16 protein-coding genes are annotated in these 19,447 nt (G+C 42.2%); 6 read left to right on the top strand and 10 right to left on the bottom strand.

All coding sequences use genetic code 11. The features are described 5' to 3' along the window. Positions 1–11 precede the first annotated feature (11 nt). The 4 genes from ACOQOE_RS06755 to ACOQOE_RS06740 form a co-directional block, all read right to left on the bottom strand. Positions 12–1,247 carry a glycosyl transferase gene (locus tag ACOQOE_RS06755; protein WP_067861617.1) on the bottom strand — a complete coding sequence of 412 codons (1,236 nt, stop codon included), beginning with the start codon at positions 1,245–1,247 and terminating at the stop codon, positions 12–14. A 1-nt stretch (position 1,248) separates the two neighbouring features. Then, the gene (locus ACOQOE_RS06750) at positions 1,249–2,121 is read right to left on the bottom strand and encodes an HAD-IIB family hydrolase (protein WP_067861619.1); all 873 of its coding nucleotides are present in this window, start codon (positions 2,119–2,121) and stop codon (positions 1,249–1,251) included. 361 nt (positions 2,122–2,482) lie between these two features. Then, positions 2,483–3,766 (bottom strand): M18 family aminopeptidase, encoded by a 1,284-nt coding sequence (locus ACOQOE_RS06745; RefSeq protein WP_420555282.1) that lies wholly within the window; start codon positions 3,764–3,766, stop codon positions 2,483–2,485. 16 nt (positions 3,767–3,782) lie between these two features. Further along, a complete protein-coding gene (locus tag ACOQOE_RS06740) occupies positions 3,783–4,298 on the bottom strand; it encodes an FKBP-type peptidyl-prolyl cis-trans isomerase (protein ID WP_067861625.1) in 516 nt (171 codons plus the stop codon). A gap of 150 nt (positions 4,299–4,448) precedes the next feature. Between ACOQOE_RS06740 and ACOQOE_RS06735 the strand changes: the two genes are divergently transcribed. From ACOQOE_RS06735 to amt, 4 genes are all read left to right on the top strand, one after another. Further along, positions 4,449–6,530 carry a carboxy terminal-processing peptidase gene (locus tag ACOQOE_RS06735; RefSeq protein WP_067861628.1) on the top strand — a complete coding sequence of 694 codons (2,082 nt, stop codon included), beginning with the start codon at positions 4,449–4,451 and terminating at the stop codon, positions 6,528–6,530. A 46-nt stretch (positions 6,531–6,576) separates the two neighbouring features. Beyond that, positions 6,577–7,356, top strand: a complete 780-nt coding sequence (locus tag ACOQOE_RS06730) for a hypothetical protein (RefSeq protein ID WP_420555281.1) — start codon at positions 6,577–6,579, stop codon at positions 7,354–7,356. A 232-nt stretch (positions 7,357–7,588) separates the two neighbouring features. Next, complete coding sequence (gene rpsA, locus ACOQOE_RS06725; RefSeq protein WP_067861634.1) at positions 7,589–9,268, top strand: 30S ribosomal protein S1; 1,680 nt, start codon at positions 7,589–7,591, stop codon at positions 9,266–9,268. A 240-nt stretch (positions 9,269–9,508) separates the two neighbouring features. Continuing rightward, positions 9,509–12,565 carry an ammonium transporter gene (gene amt / locus ACOQOE_RS06720; protein WP_420555280.1) on the top strand — a complete coding sequence of 1,019 codons (3,057 nt, stop codon included), beginning with the start codon at positions 9,509–9,511 and terminating at the stop codon, positions 12,563–12,565. An 11-nt stretch (positions 12,566–12,576) separates the two neighbouring features. Here the strand turns inward: amt and ACOQOE_RS06715 are convergent, their stop codons facing one another. The 6 genes from ACOQOE_RS06715 to dnaX are packed head-to-tail and all read right to left on the bottom strand — an operon-like array spanning position 12,577 to position 17,444. Beyond that, entirely contained in the window at positions 12,577–13,017 is a 441-nt protein-coding gene (locus ACOQOE_RS06715; protein ID WP_075107870.1) for a YcgN family cysteine cluster protein, read from the bottom strand. Beyond that, entirely contained in the window at positions 13,018–13,305 is a 288-nt protein-coding gene (locus ACOQOE_RS06710) for a YcgL domain-containing protein (RefSeq protein ID WP_303416581.1), read from the bottom strand. It abuts the gene before it with no gap. Positions 13,306–13,324: 19 nt separating this feature from the next. Then, a complete protein-coding gene (gene rnd, locus ACOQOE_RS06705; RefSeq protein ID WP_420555279.1) occupies positions 13,325–14,506 on the bottom strand; it encodes a ribonuclease D in 1,182 nt (393 codons plus the stop codon). A gap of 11 nt (positions 14,507–14,517) precedes the next feature. Then, complete coding sequence (recR, locus tag ACOQOE_RS06700) at positions 14,518–15,117, bottom strand: recombination mediator RecR (RefSeq protein WP_420555278.1); 600 nt, start codon at positions 15,115–15,117, stop codon at positions 14,518–14,520. Positions 15,118–15,120: 3 nt separating this feature from the next. Next, a complete protein-coding gene (locus ACOQOE_RS06695) occupies positions 15,121–15,447 on the bottom strand; it encodes a YbaB/EbfC family nucleoid-associated protein (protein WP_420555277.1) in 327 nt (108 codons plus the stop codon). Positions 15,448–15,464: 17 nt separating this feature from the next. After that, entirely contained in the window at positions 15,465–17,444 is a 1,980-nt protein-coding gene (gene dnaX, locus ACOQOE_RS06690) for a DNA polymerase III subunit gamma/tau (RefSeq protein WP_420555276.1), read from the bottom strand. A gap of 383 nt (positions 17,445–17,827) precedes the next feature. Between dnaX and ACOQOE_RS06685 the strand changes: the two genes are divergently transcribed. Next, positions 17,828–18,169 (top strand): hypothetical protein, encoded by a 342-nt coding sequence (locus ACOQOE_RS06685; protein ID WP_420555275.1) that lies wholly within the window; start codon positions 17,828–17,830, stop codon positions 18,167–18,169. A gap of 232 nt (positions 18,170–18,401) precedes the next feature. Then, positions 18,402–19,430: a dihydroorotase gene (gene pyrC, locus ACOQOE_RS06680; RefSeq protein WP_067861659.1), complete on the top strand. Its 1,029-nt coding sequence runs from the start codon at positions 18,402–18,404 to the stop codon at positions 19,428–19,430. Positions 19,431–19,447 lie beyond the last annotated feature (17 nt).

Below are 19,447 nucleotides of genomic sequence, written 5' to 3'. Positions count from 1 at the left end.
TATTTAAGAAACTACTTAAGCGTCTCAGCCATAAACTCTTTATGGTCCAATTCAACAGCCTCAACCAGACGGTCAAATACATCAGGCATCGCACTACTTACTCGACTCCAGCTTGGTATAAAAGGTGTATCCATAGCGTTACCGAGAAACTGCTCCCCTGCCGTAATAATGTTCCGCGAAAACATCTCAACAGCCTGCTCCTCACCATGAATATCTAGCTGCAACCCATTCATAACCGCATCATTGTGATAGGTTTCAATAAAGTCTAAGGCTATACGGAAATACGTTGCTTTAATGGTACGGAAAGTTTCGCTATTAAAAGTATGTCCTTGCGTGGCCAACTTTCTAAATAACGCCTTAGTTATATCTATGGACATTTTAGACAGCCCCGCATTCTTATCATCAAGCGATAAGTTTTGGTGCTTGTGATCATACTGATCCGCAATATCTACCTGACAAAGGCGGTTATTTGAATAATTACGGTGCATCTCCGATAGCACACCGATCTCCAACCCCCAATCACTCGGGATTCTGATATCACTCAATACATCACGACGAAAAGAAAACTCTCCCGCCAAAGGATAACGGAAGCTATCCATATACTGCAGATATTCAATCTCGCCAAATACTTTTTTTAACGCACGCAACAATGGCGTAACCAGCAATCGACACACCCGACCATTAATTTTCCCATCCGCAACTCGCGCATAAAAACCTTTACAAAACTCGTAGTTAAACTGAGGGTTAGCGACAGGATAAATAAGCCTCGCTAACATATCTCGGTTATAGGTCGTGATATCGCAGTCATGCAAAGCCACAGATTCTGCACGTCCTGACGCCAGCACATAGCCCATGCAATACCAAACATTTCGTCCTTTTCCTGGTTCTTTAGGGGCTAATTTCAAAGATTGAAGTTCTGCATCCAATTCTCGTAAACGGGGACCATCATTCCAAAGAATGCGGTGATGCTGTGGAAGCTTTTTAAAAAAATTCTGAGCAAAGCAAAACTGCTCTTCATTAGCTCGATCAAGCCCGATAACAATCTCTGATAAATAGGGCACTTTACAAAGTTCGTCAACAATATGCCCTAACGCAGGCCCCTTTAACTCAGAAAAAAGTGAAGGTAAAATAAGTGACATGGGCCTTTTCCGGCCAAACCGAGTTAACTCAGCCTCTACCTCTTCAATTGGCCTATTCGACAGATTATGTAGCGTAGTAATAATTCCATTCTGATAAAAATCAGCCATATCAACTCCTAAGCTTATTCTGCAGATAGTCAATAATATCTACATCTATGGATGTTTCTTCCGTACTCAAAAATTTACGCATACCTTCAACCCAACCTTGCGGGCCTAAGTGCATAGAACGGTAAATATTTGAATGCTTAATATCTGGAAAATCATGTACAGGTGATCGAATGGCGAGAGCACAATCCGCAACTTCTAACATCTCCCTGTCGTTATAACTATCACCTGCAGCAATAGTTAAAAATGATTCCGCTGGTGAATCATTTTTATATCTTTTACATAGCCACTGAAGGGCACGACCTTTATCACAATGACCGGTAACATGCAGGAAACGCCCCCCCTGCAAAACGGTTGCTCCCGAGCTCTTTAATGCTTCGACAAAAAGAGATTTACGCTCGTTTGAACCCTTCCACATCACTGGCTCGCTATACTCTCTCTGATTAGCCAGCTTAGCCGCCTCTTCAGACAACCCCGTAAGCCTGACAATCCCATCGACACCTAACGAAGTAAATGTTTCAAACTCCCTCTCAAACTCGTCTTCCATCTCAGATAATAAATTTATCCAAACTTCTCGAGACTTAGAGAACTGATAACAATCGTACCCGTCTAAAGGTTCACAACCGGATGGGGTCGCTGAAAAATACCCTTGCGGGATAAAAACAGCGGCACCATTTTCCACCACGAAGGGATGTGAATTTTCAAGTTCCGAGCGCAACACTTTTAACTCTGCTCGGGTCTTACTAGTAACAGGGATAACAGGTACCCCCTTTTCTTGGAAAAGCTCTAATAAAGGAGCAGCAGCTAGATAACTATAAGTAAAATGATCCAATAACGAACCATCCAAATCCGTAAACACCAGCACCTTTTTAAACATTCTCTCTCCCTTAGTAAGAACGTGCACCAGAATCAATCACCTATAAAGAGCGCACTAAAATGATGCAGTTTTATCTTTATGAGTGAAAATCATACTCTTTACAGTAAGCCTTGCATAAAACATACCGATTAAAAAATTCTAATAAGAAGGAGCACTAGTGTTATCAGCTCTGAATTAAATAACTGAAGAATTAACTGAAGAATTAACTGAAGAATTAACTGAAGAATTAACTGAAGAATTAACTGAAGAAATCAGCATAGAGCGTTTAACAAGTGGAGAAACACTCACAACTCACCTTGGCATAGGTAAAAAGCGTTAAAACCAATCACTTTAACGCTTTCCGATCTAATGCTTACTAAAATTAAACTCTACCTTCGCAGTAGAACTGCTCTAAAATCTTAATTAAGGCACCCACATCCCGAACACCGGCTAGCTCCCTAATTGAATGCATCGCAAATTGTGGTACGCCAATATCTAAGGTTTTAATCCCAAGCCCTGCTGCCGTAATAGGCCCGATTGTGCTACCACATCCCATATCACTACGCACAACAAAAGACTGAACAGGAACACCTACCTGTTGGGCTAAATCCCTAAATAAACCACTGGTCTCACTATTAGAAGCGTAACGCTGATTTGCATTAATTTTGATCACAGGACCTGCATTGAGCAAAGGACCATGATTTTCATCATGCTTATCCGCAAAATTCGGATGAATCCCATGGGCATTATCAGCCGAGATAAGCATAGACCGGTTAATCGTTCTTACTCGATCCTCTGCAACAGGCAGTAAACGCTCTATAACTTGGCTCAACATCGGCCCTTGCGCGCCCGCAGCACTCATGCTGCCAACCTCCTCATGATCATTACATACTAATAGCACACCCTCTTCCGAATCAGCATTAAGCAACGCCTTAAGACCCATAAAGCAGCTCAGCAGATTATCTAGCCGTGCAGAAGCAATAAATTCCTCTTCAAGCCCAACAATAGATGGGCCCTGTGTATCATATAATGAAATTTCATAATCAAGAATTTCATCAATATCAGATACACCCTCTTTATTTAACTGCTTAGCTAAAATGGATTTAAAGTCACACTTTTCTTCACCTTGAGCCAAAATGACCGGCAACTGTGTTTGAGCATTAATGGTACGATTAGTATTAGCATCACGATCTAAATGGATAGCCAAACTAGGCAGGATAGCTACAGGCTTAACAAAATCAACTAAAGCCTGCTGCCGCGATCGACTAGTATCTAAATAGCTAACACGTCCTGCCATGGACAGATCTCGGTCAAACCATGGGTTCAACAAAACCCCACCATAAACCTCAACACCCAACTGCTGATAACCCTGCTTACAAAGCTCTGGTACAGGCTTAACTTTTAAACAAGGCGAGTCAGTATGAGCTCCCACCATTCTAAAACCTGATTCGAGTAAGCTTCGATTCGCGGGCATGCACCATGCAACAATGGAAGAGCCATTACGCACTGTATAATAACGACCGCCAGCACTTACACACCAAGCATCAGCTTCATCAACACACTGATAACCCGCCGCATTTAGACGCTGAACCATCTCATTAACAGCATGATAAGGCGTAGGGGCTGATTGCAAAAATTCTTTAAGATCAACTAATAATTCAGACATAAGATTCCCTTAATTCCTACTCTGCAGCTGTAAAATCAATTAACTCAACCTTGAAGATCAACGTTGAATTAGCCGGTATATCATCTGCAGGACTGGTTGCCCCATATGCAAGCGCGGAGGGTACAAACAACATCCACGTACTACCTCTATTCATCATCATTAATCCTTCAGTCCAACCTCTGATCACACGATTTAATGGAAAAACGGAAGGCTCTCCCCGCTGGTATGAACTATCAAATACATGCTCATCTACACGCGTGCCTTCATAATGAACAGTCACTAAGTCGGTAATTGAAGGCCTCTCACCCTCCCCCTGCTTGAGCACTTTATACTGCAAACCAGTTTTTGTAGTAACAACCCCTTCCCGCAAAGCGTTCTTTTGTAAAAAGGCAGCACCCGCTTTGCTGACATCATCATTCAATGCTTTATCGACCAACTCCTGCCTAAACCTTTCTTCTGCGGCATCCTCACCACAGCCAAATAACAATACCGATAACAGAGCTAAGCCTACAAGCCTACAAACAAATTTCATTTTTTATTCCAATATAACCAGAGAATTAGAAGCAATTGATTTTACATCACTCTTCAGCATGTCTACACTCAACTAACATAAGTTTGGGAACTAATCCCTCCTAAACGAGGTCACAACAGAATCTAGAGCTAAAAAGTTAAGAAATACATTATGCATAGACCGCTATTAAATACACTTTTCATTACAGCGTTTTCTCTTTTAGCACCTATTACAGCCTACGCGCTGGTAACCCCGCTAGAAGCAGAACCAATTCACAAACAAACTCTGTTGGAGATCAATGAGTCACTAAAGCTTGGTCACTACAATCGAATATCTATTGATGACTCTCTTTCGGATCAAATATTTGATCAATACCTAAAAGATTTAGATCCGTCTCGCAGCTATTTTTACAAAAGCGATATTGATGAATTTGAACAGTATCGTTACACCCTAGATGACAACATCAAAAAAGGGGATCTAAATGATGCCTACCTTATCTATAACCGCTTTCAAACACGTCTTGAAGATCGCTTAAAATTCACCATTAGCGAACTAGAAGAAGGCAAAAAATTTGACTTTGATGTTGATGAGAACCTAAACACTGATAGAGAAGAAGCACCTTGGATTACAACCGAAGAGGAGATGAATGCTCTTTGGGATCGTCGTTTGAAAAGCGCTTTACTCAATCTTAAATTTGCTGAAAAAACAGACGAAGAAGCAAAAGAGGTTTTAATTAAACGTTATAACAATCAATTAAAACGCTCTCTACAGGTAAATAGCGAGGATGTATTCCAAACTTTCGCTAACGCTTTTACCAAACAATATGACCCTCATACACAATACTTTTCACCTAGAAAGTCTGAAAACTTCAAGATAAACATGAGCTTATCTTTAGAAGGGATTGGTGCTGTCTTAAAAAGTGAAAACGAATTCACCCAGATTGTTCGCTTAGTTCCTGCTGGCCCTGCTGATAAAACAGGACAACTAAAAGCTACCGACAAAATTATCGGTGTTGGTCAAGGTGAAGATGGTGAAATAGAGGACGTAATTGGATGGCGGTTAGATGATGTTGTACAACTGATTCGTGGACCGAAAGATACAACCGTACGCTTAGAAATAAAAAGCTCAGATCAAGAAGAAAGACCATCAAAAATCGTTAAGATTGTGCGAAACAAAGTAAAACTGGAAGAGCAATCAGCGCAAAAACGCGTGATTGAAGTAAACCATTTAGGCAGAGACTTCAAACTTGGTGTTATAGAAATTCCCGCATTTTATATCGATTTTGCAGCACTACAAAGGGGTGATGATGATTACAAAAGCACCTCTCGCGATGTGGAAAAATTAATTACTGAGCTAAAAGAAGACGAAATTGATGGCCTAATTATCGACCTTCGAAATAATGGCGGCGGCTCACTTAGAGAAGCCAATGATACGGTCGGCTTATTTATTAAGCACGGGCCCACGGTGCAAGTCAAAGACTCGTCTGGACGTGTCGAAGTACTACGTGATCGTGACTCAAAGGTTGCTTATACGGGGCCTATAGCGGTCATGATAAATCGCCTCTCCGCTTCTGCATCAGAGATTTTTGCCGGAGCGATTCAAGATTATCATCGAGGCATTATCATCGGCGGACAAACATTTGGTAAAGGGACAGTGCAAACCTTACTTCCCTTAAACCATGGCCAACTAAAATTAACGCACGCAAAATTTTATAGAATTTCAGGTGAAAGCACCCAGAATAAAGGGGTCATGCCTGATATAGACTACCCAACGCTATATGATCCTGAAATAATCGGAGAAAGCGCATTAGATAACGCTTTATCTTGGGATAAAGTTCGCTCTGCTCCTCATGGAACCTACCCTAGCGTTAAAGCTTTTCTTGGTCAGATTGCTCAACGCCATCAATCGCGCACCTCAGAAGATCCCGACTTCGTCTTTATGCGCAAACAAGTCGAACGTTTAAAAGAGGTGCGTAAAGAAGGTAGTCTAATTCCTCTACGAGAGTCAGAGCTTAAGCAGGAACGTGATAGTGCCGAAGCATGGCAAGTAGAAGCTGAAAATATTCGACGTGCACAAAAACAGCTTCCGCCGATAAAAAAACTATCCGACCTAGACGATGAACTAGAAAAAGATAGCCAAGGCCGCGCTATTAATCCTGAATCTGAAGCAATGCTGGTTGAAAGTGGTCGCATTCTATTAGATGCTGTACTAATGCAACTACAGTATTCCGCTACCCAATCGGAACAGAATTAATCAGCACAATTGAGGCTTATTTTTAGCCCCATAATAAAGGCTTTGGATGAAAAACAAAAAAAGCATTGTCTTAATTATTCTTATTCCTTTAATTCTGGCCGCCTTAGCAGGCGGCGGCTTCCTTATGTATAACCAAATGCAAGGTCAACACGCTGAAAACCTAAAAGACCTTGAGAAATTTGGCTTTACCGTTCTACCTACAAGCACCCACTCCGAAACAATCGGTGAGCTAGGCGCAAAGCAGCTCCCTTCTACCTTTTATGAAAGTAAAGCGACCCCAACACAGAAAGTAATTAAAGGGTTAATGGCAGATAATGAACAGCTTATTGAAGAACAAAAAGAGCTTCGTGCTGAAATAGAAACCCTGCAAGAAAAAATAGCTTCTTTACAAACCTACAAAGAGCTTAATGAGCACTTCGCCCCACTCAGCATGGCAGAAGAGATAACAGCCGTAGAAAGGCAACTAAAAAGACTACTACTTGATATGCCTGACGCTAGACGCTTTTCAAATTTAAAAATAGAAGCCATGTCGGCAGCAGCTGGGCACGAATATAAGAAATTCATTGGCGCCAAACGGCTAATTTTGGCTGAAAATGAACGCGAAATGTTAATTAGAGACTATATGCCTGAATTCGCTTTCTGCGTAGGCGATGGAATAGACATTGCCGCAAACTCTCCACGAGAGGAGCGCCTAATTACCATATTTTTCCGCAAACAAGACCCAACCGTACTCCCCTCAAACCTCAAAGCAGACTTAGACACGGTGGTAAAACCATGCCAAACCGCACTTTATGAGCGCCTCAGTAATTACGACAAACCTATTTAATCGCTAAATTTTTGGCCACAAACCACCTATTCACAGCAAAACTTATGTAAAGCTTATGGTTTTACTGTATAATGCGCGCTCAAATTCTATTGAATTGGGTGCTACGCCGGTCAAAACGCCCCTTTTGAACTACTTAAAACTGACCCTGTAAAACCGGTATTACAGGCTGAAGCGCTACAGTCCCATTAAACTTATAAAATGGTATGTGGCCCTTACATATAGGACATTTTCAATGAGCGAAAGCTTTGCTGATCTGTTTGAAGAATCCCTTCAATCACTAGACATGACCCCTGGCAAATTAGTAATTGGTGAAGTTGTTGATATCGACAGCGACTGGGTTACTGTACATGCTGGCCTTAAATCTGAAGCAATCATCCCGCGTTCACAGTTCCTTAACGATGCAAATGAACTTGAAATCAAGATCGGTGACGACGTTAAAGTTGCACTAGAAGCGGTTGAAGATGGCTTTGGTGAAACGCGTCTGTCTCGTGAAAAAGCTAAACGCGCTGAAGCTTGGGAAGTTCTGCAGACTAAATTTGAAGCTGAAGAAACTGTTAAAGGTTACATCAGCGGCAAAGTTAAAGGCGGCTTTACTGTTAGCATCAACAACATCCAAGGCTTCTTACCAGGTTCTTTGGTAGATGTACGTCCAGTTCGTGACGTTGATCACCTAGAAGGTAAAGAGCTTGAATTCAAGCTGATCAAATTAGACCCTAAGCGTAACAACATTGTTGTTTCTCGCCGCGCGGTTCTACAAGAAGCTAATAGCGCTCAACGCGATGAGCTACTAGCTACCTTGGAAGAAGGTCAGGAAGTTAAAGGTTTCGTTAAGAACCTAACTAACTACGGTGCTTTCATCGATCTAGGCGGTGTTGACGGCCTTCTACACATTACAGACATGGCTTGGAAACGCATTTCCCACCCATCTGAAATGTTGAACCCAGGTGACGAGATCACTGTTAAGATCATCAAATTCGACAAAGAATCTGGTCGTATTTCTCTTGGTCTTAAGCAACTATCTATGGATCCATGGGCGCTTATCAAAGAGCGTTACCCATCCGGTGCCAAGTGTCAGGCACGCATCACTAACCTTACTGATTACGGTTGCTTCGCATCTATCGAAGACGGCGTAGAAGGTCTAGTACACGTTTCTGAAATGTCTTGGACTAACAAAAACATCCACCCATCAAAAGTTGTAAACATTGGTGATGAAGTGGAAGTTATGATCCTTGATGTTGATGAAGAGCGTCGTCGTATCTCTCTTGGTATCAAGCAGTGTACTGCTAATCCTTGGGTTACTTTCGCTGAGCAGTTTGCAGCTAACGACAAAGTTACTGGTACGATCAAAACTATCACTGACTTTGGTATCTTCGTTGGTCTACAGGATGAGCTTGACGGTCTAGTTCACATGTCTGACATCACATGGGAAGCTGATGCTGAAGCAGCGCTACGCCAGTTCAAGAAAGGCGAAGAAGTTGAAGCTATTATCCTTTCTATCGATGCAGAAAAAGAGCGTATCTCTCTTGGCATCAAACAGCTTGAAAGCGATCCATTCGCTGAATACGCTGCAGCAAACGATAAAGGCACTATCGTAAACGGTAAAGTTATCTCCGTTGAAGCGAAAGGCGCGGTTATTGAACTAGCTGAAGGTATCGAAGGTACGCTTAAAGTTTCTGAGATCTCTGTTGATCGTATTGATGATGCAACTACAGTACTTAACGTTGGTGACGACGTTGAAGCTAAGATCATCACAATGGATCGTCGTAACCGCGTAATCAACCTGTCTATCAAAGCGAAAGAACAGGCTGAAGAGAAAGCAGCAATCTCTGCTGTACGCAATGCTGAAGTTGAAGTTGCAGGCCCAACTACCATTGGTGACCTAATCAAAGCTCAGCTAGACAACCAGAAGTAAGAAACGCTTAAGCCAACACTGGCTTAACATTAAAAACCGCAAACAGATCACTGTTTGCGGTTTTTTTTGTTTTATTCAGAACAAAATCCTTTTATTCTCTTTACCTTACCTCTTAAAAAATACGCACAGGAAACATTTCTTACTCTATAATATAGAGAATATTTGTTTACTAAGACTAATGATTTACAAAAGTTCGGAGCGTTAACACACTTTCTCACGCCGTATAAGGAAAGGTTATAAATGCTGGATAATTTGTGGCTGATTGTATCAGCTCTTTTAGTATTCTTAATGCAGGCCGGTTTTTTATGCCTAGAAAGCGGAAGAATTCGCAGTAAAAACAGCATTAACGTTGCAGCAAAAAACATTACTGACTTTATCCTTTCCACAACGATCTTCTGGATAGCTGGCTTCGGGTTAATGTTTGGTAACACCTACCTAGGCCTTATAGGCAGTAACAGCTTCCTCTTTGGTAGCGACAACTCCGCAGATGAAATCTGTTTCTTTATATTTCAAATGATGTTTTGCAGTACTGCAGCTACGTTAATGTCGGGCGCTGTTGCTGAACGCATGAGTTTTATTGGGTACATATATGCAACGATAATTCTAAGCGTTGCTATCTACCCTATTACTGGACACTGGGCTTGGGGTGGTCTTTATCAAGACACTCAACAAGGCTGGTTAGCCGCTCTAGGTTTTATCGATTTTGCAGGTTCAACCGTCGTCCACTCTGTAGGTGGATGGGTTGCATTAGCCTGCGTAATAATTATCGGCCCTCGGCTTGGTCGCTACGATGTCAATACTAAGTTCCCATCCGGTAGCAATCTTCCTATGGCAACAATGGGGACACTGCTCATTTGGTTTGGCTGGTTTGGTTTCAATGGCGGTAGTGTCCTAGCCATCAACGATCAAGTTCCCAAAATCCTACTCAACACCTGCCTTGCCGCCATCTGGGGGGGCCTTATCGCAACCTCCCTCCATTACTTTGATAAGCGATTTATTGATGTTAGTTATATTCTAAATGGCATTATTGCAGGCCTTGTTGGCATCACGGCATCCTGTTTCGCTGTCGAGCCCATATCGGCTGCCTTTATAGGAATGATCTCTGGCGGCATTGTATATTACGGCACACTATGGCTAGAAAAAATGCAGATTGATGATGCACTTGCTGTTATCCCTGCTCACCTTTTAGCCGGTATTTGGGGCACTATAGCCGTTGCTATATTTGCTGACTACAGCAAGCTTGATACAGGACTTACTTTTTCCCAACAGCTCACAATCCAGCTTTGTGGTATTGCAGCAATTGGGCTCTATAGTTTTGGAGTAAGTTACTGCTTACTTAGTATTATTAACCGCTTTGCTCCATTACGCGTAACTGTACAAGATGAGAAACAAGGCCTCAATATTGCTGAGCATCAAGCATCTACAGAGCTGATTGATCTTTTAAGCGATATGGAACAACAACAAAATCTAGGCAATTTCACTTCACCAGTCAAAGAAGAGCCCTTTACGGAAGTTGGCCAAATCGCAAAAAAGTATAACCAGGTCATTACACGCATCAATCAAGAGATGTCGCAAAAAGATTTTGCCATTGATCAGTTCCAAGCAAGCGAAAAACGCAAAAGTGCCATTCTAGACTCATCAATGGATTGCATTATATCCATTGATTGGGAAGGGAAAATCATTGAATTCAATCCGTCGGCAGAACGTACATTGGGCTGTCTAAAAAAGCAGGTAGTAGGCAAAAGCTTTACCAAGTATTTTGTTCTCGAAGAAGATAGAGAAGCGGTTGAATACAGCCTGCGTCATTTTTTCAGCGCAGCTAATGGTCTTGTTTTAAATAGACGAAATGCACTACAACTACAACGTATATCTGCCCACCCCTTCCCAGCTGAAGTTACGATAACCAGTACACGTATGGAAGATGATTCCCGTACTGAATTTACACTCCATATACGCGATGTAACACGAGAGCAAAAACTGCAATCTCGACTTAAATTTCTTGCCTACCGAGATCCACTAACTAGCTTATCCAACCGCACATATATGATGAAATCGCTTTCTGCGGCTATAGAGATGGCAAAACTGCATAACGAGACCGTTGCACTATTCTTCCTCGACTTAGATAAATTTAAAAAAATTAATGATACTCTCGGACACAAAGCGGGTGATGAACTTTTATGTGAAGTGGCTAAACGCCTGACAGAAGTCGCACGTGAAGATGACCTTATCGCTCGCTGGGGAGGCGACGAGTTTATTGTCGTACTCAGGGGAAAAATTAACCTCGATGTAATAAGCAAAAAAGCAAAAGACATCCTAGAAATAATGCGCAAACCGGTAGAGATAAGCAAAAAGCAGTTCAATATCCCTACCAGTATAGGTATATCACTTTCTGTATGCGGGCAAACCCACGCAGATAACTTAATTCAAGAAGCTGATATAGCCATGTATGCAGCAAAAGAAAGTGGCCGAGACAACTATCAAATATTTCAAGCCCACATGGCTGAAAATGTTACAAAATCAGCAACTTACGAGCGCCTAATTCAAACCGGACTCGCAGAGAAGCAATTCCACCTTGTTTATCAGCCTAAAGTTTTCCGCAGTAAAGACAATATTATCGCTCTGGAAGCTCTTATTCGATGGAATAATCCTAAACAGGGGCTGATCCCACCTACAGATTTCATACCGATAGCGGAAGAAAGCAACCTCATTATCCAACTCGGCGAAATGGTCATCAACACAGCTCTCATGCAGATTCGAGAATGGATCGATCAGGGACTGTCTCCGGTGCCTATTGCCGTTAATATCTCAGGCAAACACCTGATATCAGAAGAGCTAGTGCCTTTTATAAAACAACAGTTAGTTCTCTTCTCCATTCCAGGCTCATTACTCGAAATAGAAATAACCGAGGGAGTCTTAATAGATGATATAGAAATCTGTATCAGCGTGCTTGAAGAACTTAAAGCCTTAAATATAAGCATATCTATTGATGATTTTGGTACAGGCTACTCTTCATTAAACTATTTAAAACGACTACCTCTCGATATTCTAAAAATAGATCAATCCTTTGTAGAAGAGTGTCATCGTAAAGACGAGGACACTGAAATATGTGCAACCATTATTAATTTAGCTAGGAACCTGAATCTAAGCACTATAGCGGAGGGAGTAGAAACGGAAGGGCAGCTAGATACCTTACTTAAGCTCGGTTGTGAGGTTTTCCAAGGCTACTATTTCTACAAGCCTCTTGAAAAAGAGGCAATATCCAAGCTGCTTTCACCTACAATAAACACTGATAATTAAAAGTTGCTTAATCACTCAATGATATAATCAACAAAATCCTCTTCATCTATTTCATCATCTTTAACTTCATACCAACTTAAAACAGACGCACCTGATTCAATCACTGTTTTTTGATCCCCACTGACCAGAGGGTGCCATTCAGGAAGGTCTTTCCCTTCATGAACCAATCGGTATGCGCAACTTGGTGGAAGCCAATGAAATGAATCCACATCTTCAGGCCTAAGTTTTACGCAATTAGGCACTAGCGAACAACGCTCTTCATATTTAGTACAACGACAGGTTTCAAAATCGAGCAGATGACACACGACAGATGTATAAAAAACTTCTTGAGTATCTTCATCTTCCAACTTGTGCAAACAACATAATGCACAGCCATCACAGAGGGATTCCCACTCAGTAGAACTCATCTGACCTAAACTTTTACTACGCCAAAAAACCTCTTGAGCGGCCACTTAACGCACGCCACTTTCAGGACGATCTTTATGAAGATCTAGCATATAGTCATCTTTTGGAGGCGGCATCTGCAGGTAATACCCTTTTTCCTCTAAGCCCTCTAGCACTTTATCTACATCCACCCTCGCCAGTTTACGGTTCGCCGTCAAAGGAATATCCATGACTAGCTTAGCTGTGCCAAACATCTCTAACAGAGCCTCAGGCACCTTACTCAACTTATCTCGCTTATCGACATAGAGATACATTTCATCTTTACGAGAACTTAAATAAACAGAACAAACCTTCATGCAGAAAATACCTTTATATTTAAATCGAACATCTTAAACGCTCTATAACTTCAAGCTCATCTAACAATGCCGGGCCTATTAACTTTTGACGCCACTCTGACATTTGGGAAGGTAGTCTATACTCCCCTTCATCAACACCCGATCGAATAAGTAGCTCTAACTCTTTACGACGCAATAGGATCTCCGGCGCAACGTCATTAGCCTCAGCAGCTTTACGGGCAATCGCCTTTAGCTTCTTCAGGTGTTTGTTCCAAAAGTAATGTAGAGGCCTAGGAATAGGCCTTGGTGGATTAGCTTCAGCACTATCAGACCCCGACTTTATGAAACCTAAAATCGTTTCACCATCACTGCGCAAAATATGCTTTCTAATTTCATCTAATCGAGAAAGGTCGCTCATATTACGCGGCCACGCCTCTATAATTTGCAATAAAGCCTGATTTTTTAATATTCGATTACGCGGCACATCTCGATCCCGTGCAATCTGTTCACGCCACGCAGTCAAATCCCTTAATGCTGCTAACTTATGCACAGGACAACGCCACATCTGTGTAAAACGCAGGTAGTAGTCATAACCCTCAACATCATCAACCAATGCATTATCGAGCATTTTCTGGTTTTCTTGCTCAGCCCAAGAATAGGTATCTCGCTGCAAAAATTCCTGCTTTTGCATTGCATAGATTTCAGGTAAATAAGCGACATCCAGCGCAGCATAATGTATCTGACTTGAGGTCAATGGACGCTTTAGCCAATCCGATGTAGTTTCATGCTTTTCCATTTGCACATCGAGTTTCTGCTCAAGCATCCTCTGTAATCCCATAGAAAAGCCCCAATTAAGCAAAGCAGCCCCTATCTGAGTATCAAAAACAGGTTGGGGAAGCACTCCTAACACTTTAAGAAACAGCTCAAGATCCTCCGTTGCTGCATGCATTAACTTAATGACAGAGCGATCTTGAAACAGTTCAGATAGAGCACTGAAGTCTGATATATCTAAAGGATCAATCAAATAACACTGGCGATCATCCGCCACCTGTATTAACCCAGCAATGGGATAAAAGGTTTCAACACGGATAAACTCAGTATCTAGCGCGACTAAAGGTAAAGTTCGCCAGTGATTACAATACCGACTTAGATCTGCTTCAGATCTAATCCATATAGGCTCCTCGGCTGAAGCTTCTAACGTTTTCCAATTGTAATCTGACAACTTTTAAATCCTCAAAGCAGTGAGCGCCGGCCCGCCATCGCGTGCGCTAACGTACCGCCATCAACAAATTCCAGCTCCCCACCTACAGGTACCCCATGCGCAATGCGAGTCACTTTAATGCCCAGCTCCTTTACCTGAGCAGCAATAAAATGTGCAGTTGCCTCACCCTCAACAGTAGGGTTGGTCGCTAAAATTATTTCATTTATTTCTGTGGAATGGATAAATTCTAAAAGTTTATCTATACCTAAATCTTCCGGCCCAATACCATCAATCGGTGATAAATGTCCTGAAAGTACAAAATACAAACCGTTGTAACCACCTGTTTGTTCTATAGCGAGCACATCAACCGGTGATTCCAACACACAAAGCGTTGACCGATCTCTACTTTCAGACTGACATATTTCACATAAATCGTGTTCAGATAAAGTACGGCATTGGCGACAATGCCCTACCTCGGCAACCGCTTTCTGTAAAATTTCAGCTAAAGCCAAAGCACCTTCAGAATCTCTTTCTAAAAGGTGAAAAGCCATACGCTGAGCAGATTTAGGGCCGACACTCGGCAAGCAACGAAGCGCGGTAATCAACTGTTGAATAAGTGGACTAAACGACATAGGTTAAAACGGCATATTGAATCCAGGGGGCATGCCCATACCACCTGTAACTTCAGCCATTTTCTCTTGAGTATGTGCTTCGATTTTACGCACTGCATCGTTCACAGCAGCAGCGACAAGATCTTCTAAAATCTCTTTATCTTCTTCCATTAGGCTGTCATCAATATTGATGCTTTTAACATCGTGACGGCCATTCATAACGACTTTTACCAGACCCGCACCTGATTCACCTGTTTGCTCAGCAAGGGCAACTTGTTCTTGCGCTTTCTGTAGGTTCTCTTGCATTTGCTGGGCTTGTTTCATTAAATTACCCATACCACCTTTCATCATTGCTCTTTACCTCAAAATTAATCGATGGGTTGCACAGAAGATAGCTCTATCTGTGCATCAAAATGTTGCTGTAACTGCTTTACTGTCTCATCATTACGAATTGACGTTATTGCTTCTGAATGCCGCTCTTCCCGTTTTCTATTTAAGTACTGCGCAGGTGTTTCTTGCGTTTGAATCGCTTGAACAAACTCAACACTCACTGACGCAGAGAAATATGTATTCAACGCATCACTTATCCGCTGTTGCTGAACTTCATTTAACATCGTCTTTTGATCTTTTGTGTAATGCAGAACAACAGCGTCAGATCTAATCTCTTCCAAAGATATATGTGTTGCTAAACTCTCAGTCATACCACTCAGACCGAGGTTTCGACCTATATGTACCCAATCTGAGAGCTGAATAGCACCTAAATCACGCGAACACTCTTTAACAGCTACGCTACTTTTAGCTATTTCTATTGATTTAACATCTGCTTTACTTTCTGAAGGCGCATACGCATGCTCATTCCCTAATGGTTGCATGGTTTGATCGTTCACAAAGGACTGCTCACTCTCATCCATATTCCAAGGAGGAGTACTCTCTTGCTCTGTGCCTTCACCTTCAAACTTTTTTCTTGGGTCTACCCCACTTTGAGGGGCCGCATACTCAGCCTCATCATAATAAACTGGCGGTTCATCCTGCCTAAGATCATTTTCCGGGTTCAAGGCTTGAGGCGCTACAGGTTGCTCGGTAACTGCCTCAATCGGAGATTCATCCTCAGGAAGCGGATTGGGCCTATCAATAGAAACGGCTTCCGCTACATTTACAGCTGGCTCATTAGTCTTAATATCTGATGACGTGTCCTGACTCGGCTCGACCTTGTCGCGACCTAATGCTGATGAATTCTGCAATTCTACAGCACGTGGCCTAGCCCCTGCAGGCCTAAACGCTAGCATTCTGAGCAATACCATCTCTAGCCCTTCGCGAGGGTCAGGAACAAATGGCAGATCCTTACGCCCCATCAAAGCAACTTGATAATACAGCTGTATATCTTCAGCCGTTAAGGCCTTTGCTAGTTTTTGAACCTGAAGCATATCCCCCATACTGTTATCTACAGCATCAGGAATCGTTTGAGCAAGCGCTATACGATGCAATACACTGATCAAGTCACCAAGCACTGCATTGTAATCAGGAGAAAACTGAGCAAGATCCGTCACTGAAGCCATCAAACCTTTAGCATCGCCTGCAGCGAGACAAGAAAGCATTTGATAGACCAAACGCTGATCGATTGTTCCCAGCATGGCACGAACATCAGCTTCATTAATAGTGCCTGCGCCAAACGCTATCGCTTGGTCAGTCAAACTCATCGCATCACGCATTGAGCCATCAGCAGAGCGGGCTAAAAGCCAAAGTGCAGGCTCTTCAAAACTGATATTCTCCTCTCCCAACACGTGGGTAAGATGACTGACAATACGCTCAGGAATTAAGTTTTTAAGATTAAACTGTAAGCAACGAGATAAAATCGTAATCGGTAACTTCTGAGGATCTGTCGTTGCAAGTAGGAACTTAACATGCGGAGGCGGCTCTTCTAAGGTTTTTAATAACGCATTAAAAGAGTGTGTGGAAAGCATATGAACTTCGTCGATTAGATAGACTTTATAACGACCATGGGTTGGCGCATATTGCACATTTTCCATTAGTTCGCGAGTGTCTTCTACTTTCGTACGTGAGGCCGCATCCACCTCAATAAGGTCAACAAAACGCCCTTCAGCAATCTCTTTACAAGCAGAACATTCTCCACAAGGAGTAGAGGATACGCCGGTTTCGCAGTTAAGGGATTTAGCAAATAAGCGTGCTATAGAAGTTTTACCTACACCTCGAGTACCAGTAAAAAGATAGGCATGGTGCAACCGATCATCATCGAGAGCATTCACAAGTGCTTTTAGCACATGCTCTTGCCCCACCATTTCTTGAAATCTCGCAGGGCGCCACTTTCGCGCCAGAACCTGATAACTCATCTAATATATGCAGCTTATTGTTAGAAAAAAACAGAGCCCTATGCTACCTTTTGCATGTTTTTTTCGCCAGCTAAACCTTACTTTTAAACGCGCAAAAGCCCTCCCCCACATCTAGCAAGAATAATGTATTCAGCCTAAAGATATATAGAATCTATAAGCACTACCTTTTATTCTGCTGCTAAATATCCACCCACTTAACTCTCTTTCTAGCCAACAATGCCACATACTCTGTATATCGCTACTCAGCCGCCTATAAATACGTTAGTCTTTCAGCAATAGAAAATGAGCAAGTAACTGATAAGTTAAACATCAAAACAAACTTACCCTCGCCAGCACTATAAATAACGTTTAAAATTAAAGAGTAATAAAACTAGGCTTCATTTATGTTTAAAAAACGTCCATCTAAAGCAGAGCTCAGAGATCAGCTTAACGCTGAGGTCAATCAGTATCTGCAAAAAGGTGGAGAGATCGAACAAGTAGAAATGGGAGAGTCAGGTCTTGTTGATGGACGCTACAATCATCACAAAACCAGCTTTGATAATCCTGGACCTACTGAACGCACGCCCGTTCATGCCCTTTTATCAACTATAGATTCACGACGTAAAAACAAAACAGCGTCGGCTACTATTCAATCGAGAGCTACTCCACCTAAAAAGGTCCCAAAACAAAAAGTCATCTACGATGACTTCGGCGACCCTATCCGAACCGTCTGGGTCGAGGAATAGTAGCCACTCAAATACTCACAAATGCTAATACATACTGTGCAGCATCAATAAATCCTCTCCCCTTAGAGAGTTTTGGTAGCTCAATAGAATATTGATTAATCGCAGAAATACAGCCCTTACTGAACAAATCCGGATACGCTTTTCAAAATTGAGTGCGCATTAAAACTATATCCATGAAATAATATAGCCTAATACGCACGCTAATATCTGAATAAAATCTGTGAGCTTCTAAATGACTTCTATTACAATTACGCGCCCAGACGACTGGCATATCCACCTTCGAGATGGTTTACAACTTAAAGATACCGTTCGCGATGTGAGCCGCTATATGGGGCGAGCTATCATTATGCCCAACCTTGTCCCCCCAGCAACAACTACCGAAGAAGCTCTAGAATATCGCCAACGTATTATGGATCAAAAACCACAAGGCGCATTTGAACCACTCATGGTACTTTATTTAACAGACAACACTGCGCCAGAAGAAATTATAAAAGCAAAAGCAACCGGTCAGATTGTTGCGGCAAAGCTATATCCTGCCGGAGCGACAACTAATTCAGATTCAGGTGTCACATCTATAAAAAATATCTACCCTGCTCTCGAAGCTATGCAGGAAGCAGGTATGCTTTTACTATTGCACGGGGAAGTCACCGATGCCTCTATAGATATTTTTGATCGCGAAAAAGCCTTTATTGATTCAGTACTTAAAGATGTTGTTAATGATTTTCCTAACCTGAAAATTGTACTTGAACATATCACAACAAAAGATGCTGCCGAGTTCGTAGCATCAGCAGGTGATAATGTTGCTGCGACAATTACAGCTCATCACCTACTATTTAATCGAAATCACATGCTAGCTGGCGGCATACGCCCCCACTATTACTGCCTGCCGATATTAAAGCGAAATATTCACCAAGAAGCCCTAATAAAAGCAGCCACATCTGGGAGTAAAAAATTCTTTTTAGGAACCGATTCTGCCCCCCATATGAAGCACGCTAAAGAGGCAGCTTGCGGCTGTGCAGGGTCTTATACTGCTCACGCTTCCATTGAGCTATATGCAGAGGTATTTGAAGAAGCCAATGCACTCGATAAACTGGAAGCTTTTGCTAGCCTCAACGGACCTGACTTTTATGCGCTGCCTCGCAATAGCGACACTATAACTCTAATCAAAGAAAGCTGGGATGTTCCTGCAAGCTATCCATTAGGGAGTGATCAAGTCGTTCCCATCCGTGCAGGCGAACAGATACATTGGCGAGTAAAATAAAATCAAACTATTAAGAG

It is taken from the genome of Neptuniibacter marinus (assembly GCF_965223595.1).
GTDB classification, from domain to species: Bacteria; Pseudomonadota; Gammaproteobacteria; order Pseudomonadales; family Balneatricaceae; genus Neptuniibacter; species Neptuniibacter marinus.
Note: the sequence above shows the minus strand (reverse complement) of the source record. Positions and strands in the feature narration are given on the sequence as shown.

Coding starts and splice junctions, on each gene's coding strand:
- amt (WP_420555280.1), top strand. CDS start 9,509: ATGCTGGATAATTTGTGGCTGATTGTATCAGCTCTTTTAGTATTCTTA.
- recR (WP_420555278.1), bottom strand. CDS start 15,117: ATGTCGTTTAGTCCACTTATTCAACAGTTGATTACCGCGCTTCGTTGC.
- ACOQOE_RS06755 (WP_067861617.1), bottom strand. CDS start 1,247: ATGGCTGATTTTTATCAGAATGGAATTATTACTACGCTACATAATCTG.
- rpsA (WP_067861634.1), top strand. CDS start 7,589: ATGAGCGAAAGCTTTGCTGATCTGTTTGAAGAATCCCTTCAATCACTA.
- ACOQOE_RS06695 (WP_420555277.1), bottom strand. CDS start 15,447: ATGATGAAAGGTGGTATGGGTAATTTAATGAAACAAGCCCAGCAAATG.
- ACOQOE_RS06710 (WP_303416581.1), bottom strand. CDS start 13,305: ATGAAGGTTTGTTCTGTTTATTTAAGTTCTCGTAAAGATGAAATGTAT.
- ACOQOE_RS06735 (WP_067861628.1), top strand. CDS start 4,449: ATGCATAGACCGCTATTAAATACACTTTTCATTACAGCGTTTTCTCTT.
- ACOQOE_RS06750 (WP_067861619.1), bottom strand. CDS start 2,121: ATGTTTAAAAAGGTGCTGGTGTTTACGGATTTGGATGGTTCGTTATTG.
- ACOQOE_RS06730 (WP_420555281.1), top strand. CDS start 6,577: ATGAAAAACAAAAAAAGCATTGTCTTAATTATTCTTATTCCTTTAATT.
- ACOQOE_RS06685 (WP_420555275.1), top strand. CDS start 17,828: ATGTTTAAAAAACGTCCATCTAAAGCAGAGCTCAGAGATCAGCTTAAC.
- dnaX (WP_420555276.1), bottom strand. CDS start 17,444: ATGAGTTATCAGGTTCTGGCGCGAAAGTGGCGCCCTGCGAGATTTCAA.
- pyrC (WP_067861659.1), top strand. CDS start 18,402: ATGACTTCTATTACAATTACGCGCCCAGACGACTGGCATATCCACCTT.
- ACOQOE_RS06740 (WP_067861625.1), bottom strand. CDS start 4,298: ATGAAATTTGTTTGTAGGCTTGTAGGCTTAGCTCTGTTATCGGTATTG.
- ACOQOE_RS06745 (WP_420555282.1), bottom strand. CDS start 3,766: ATGTCTGAATTATTAGTTGATCTTAAAGAATTTTTGCAATCAGCCCCT.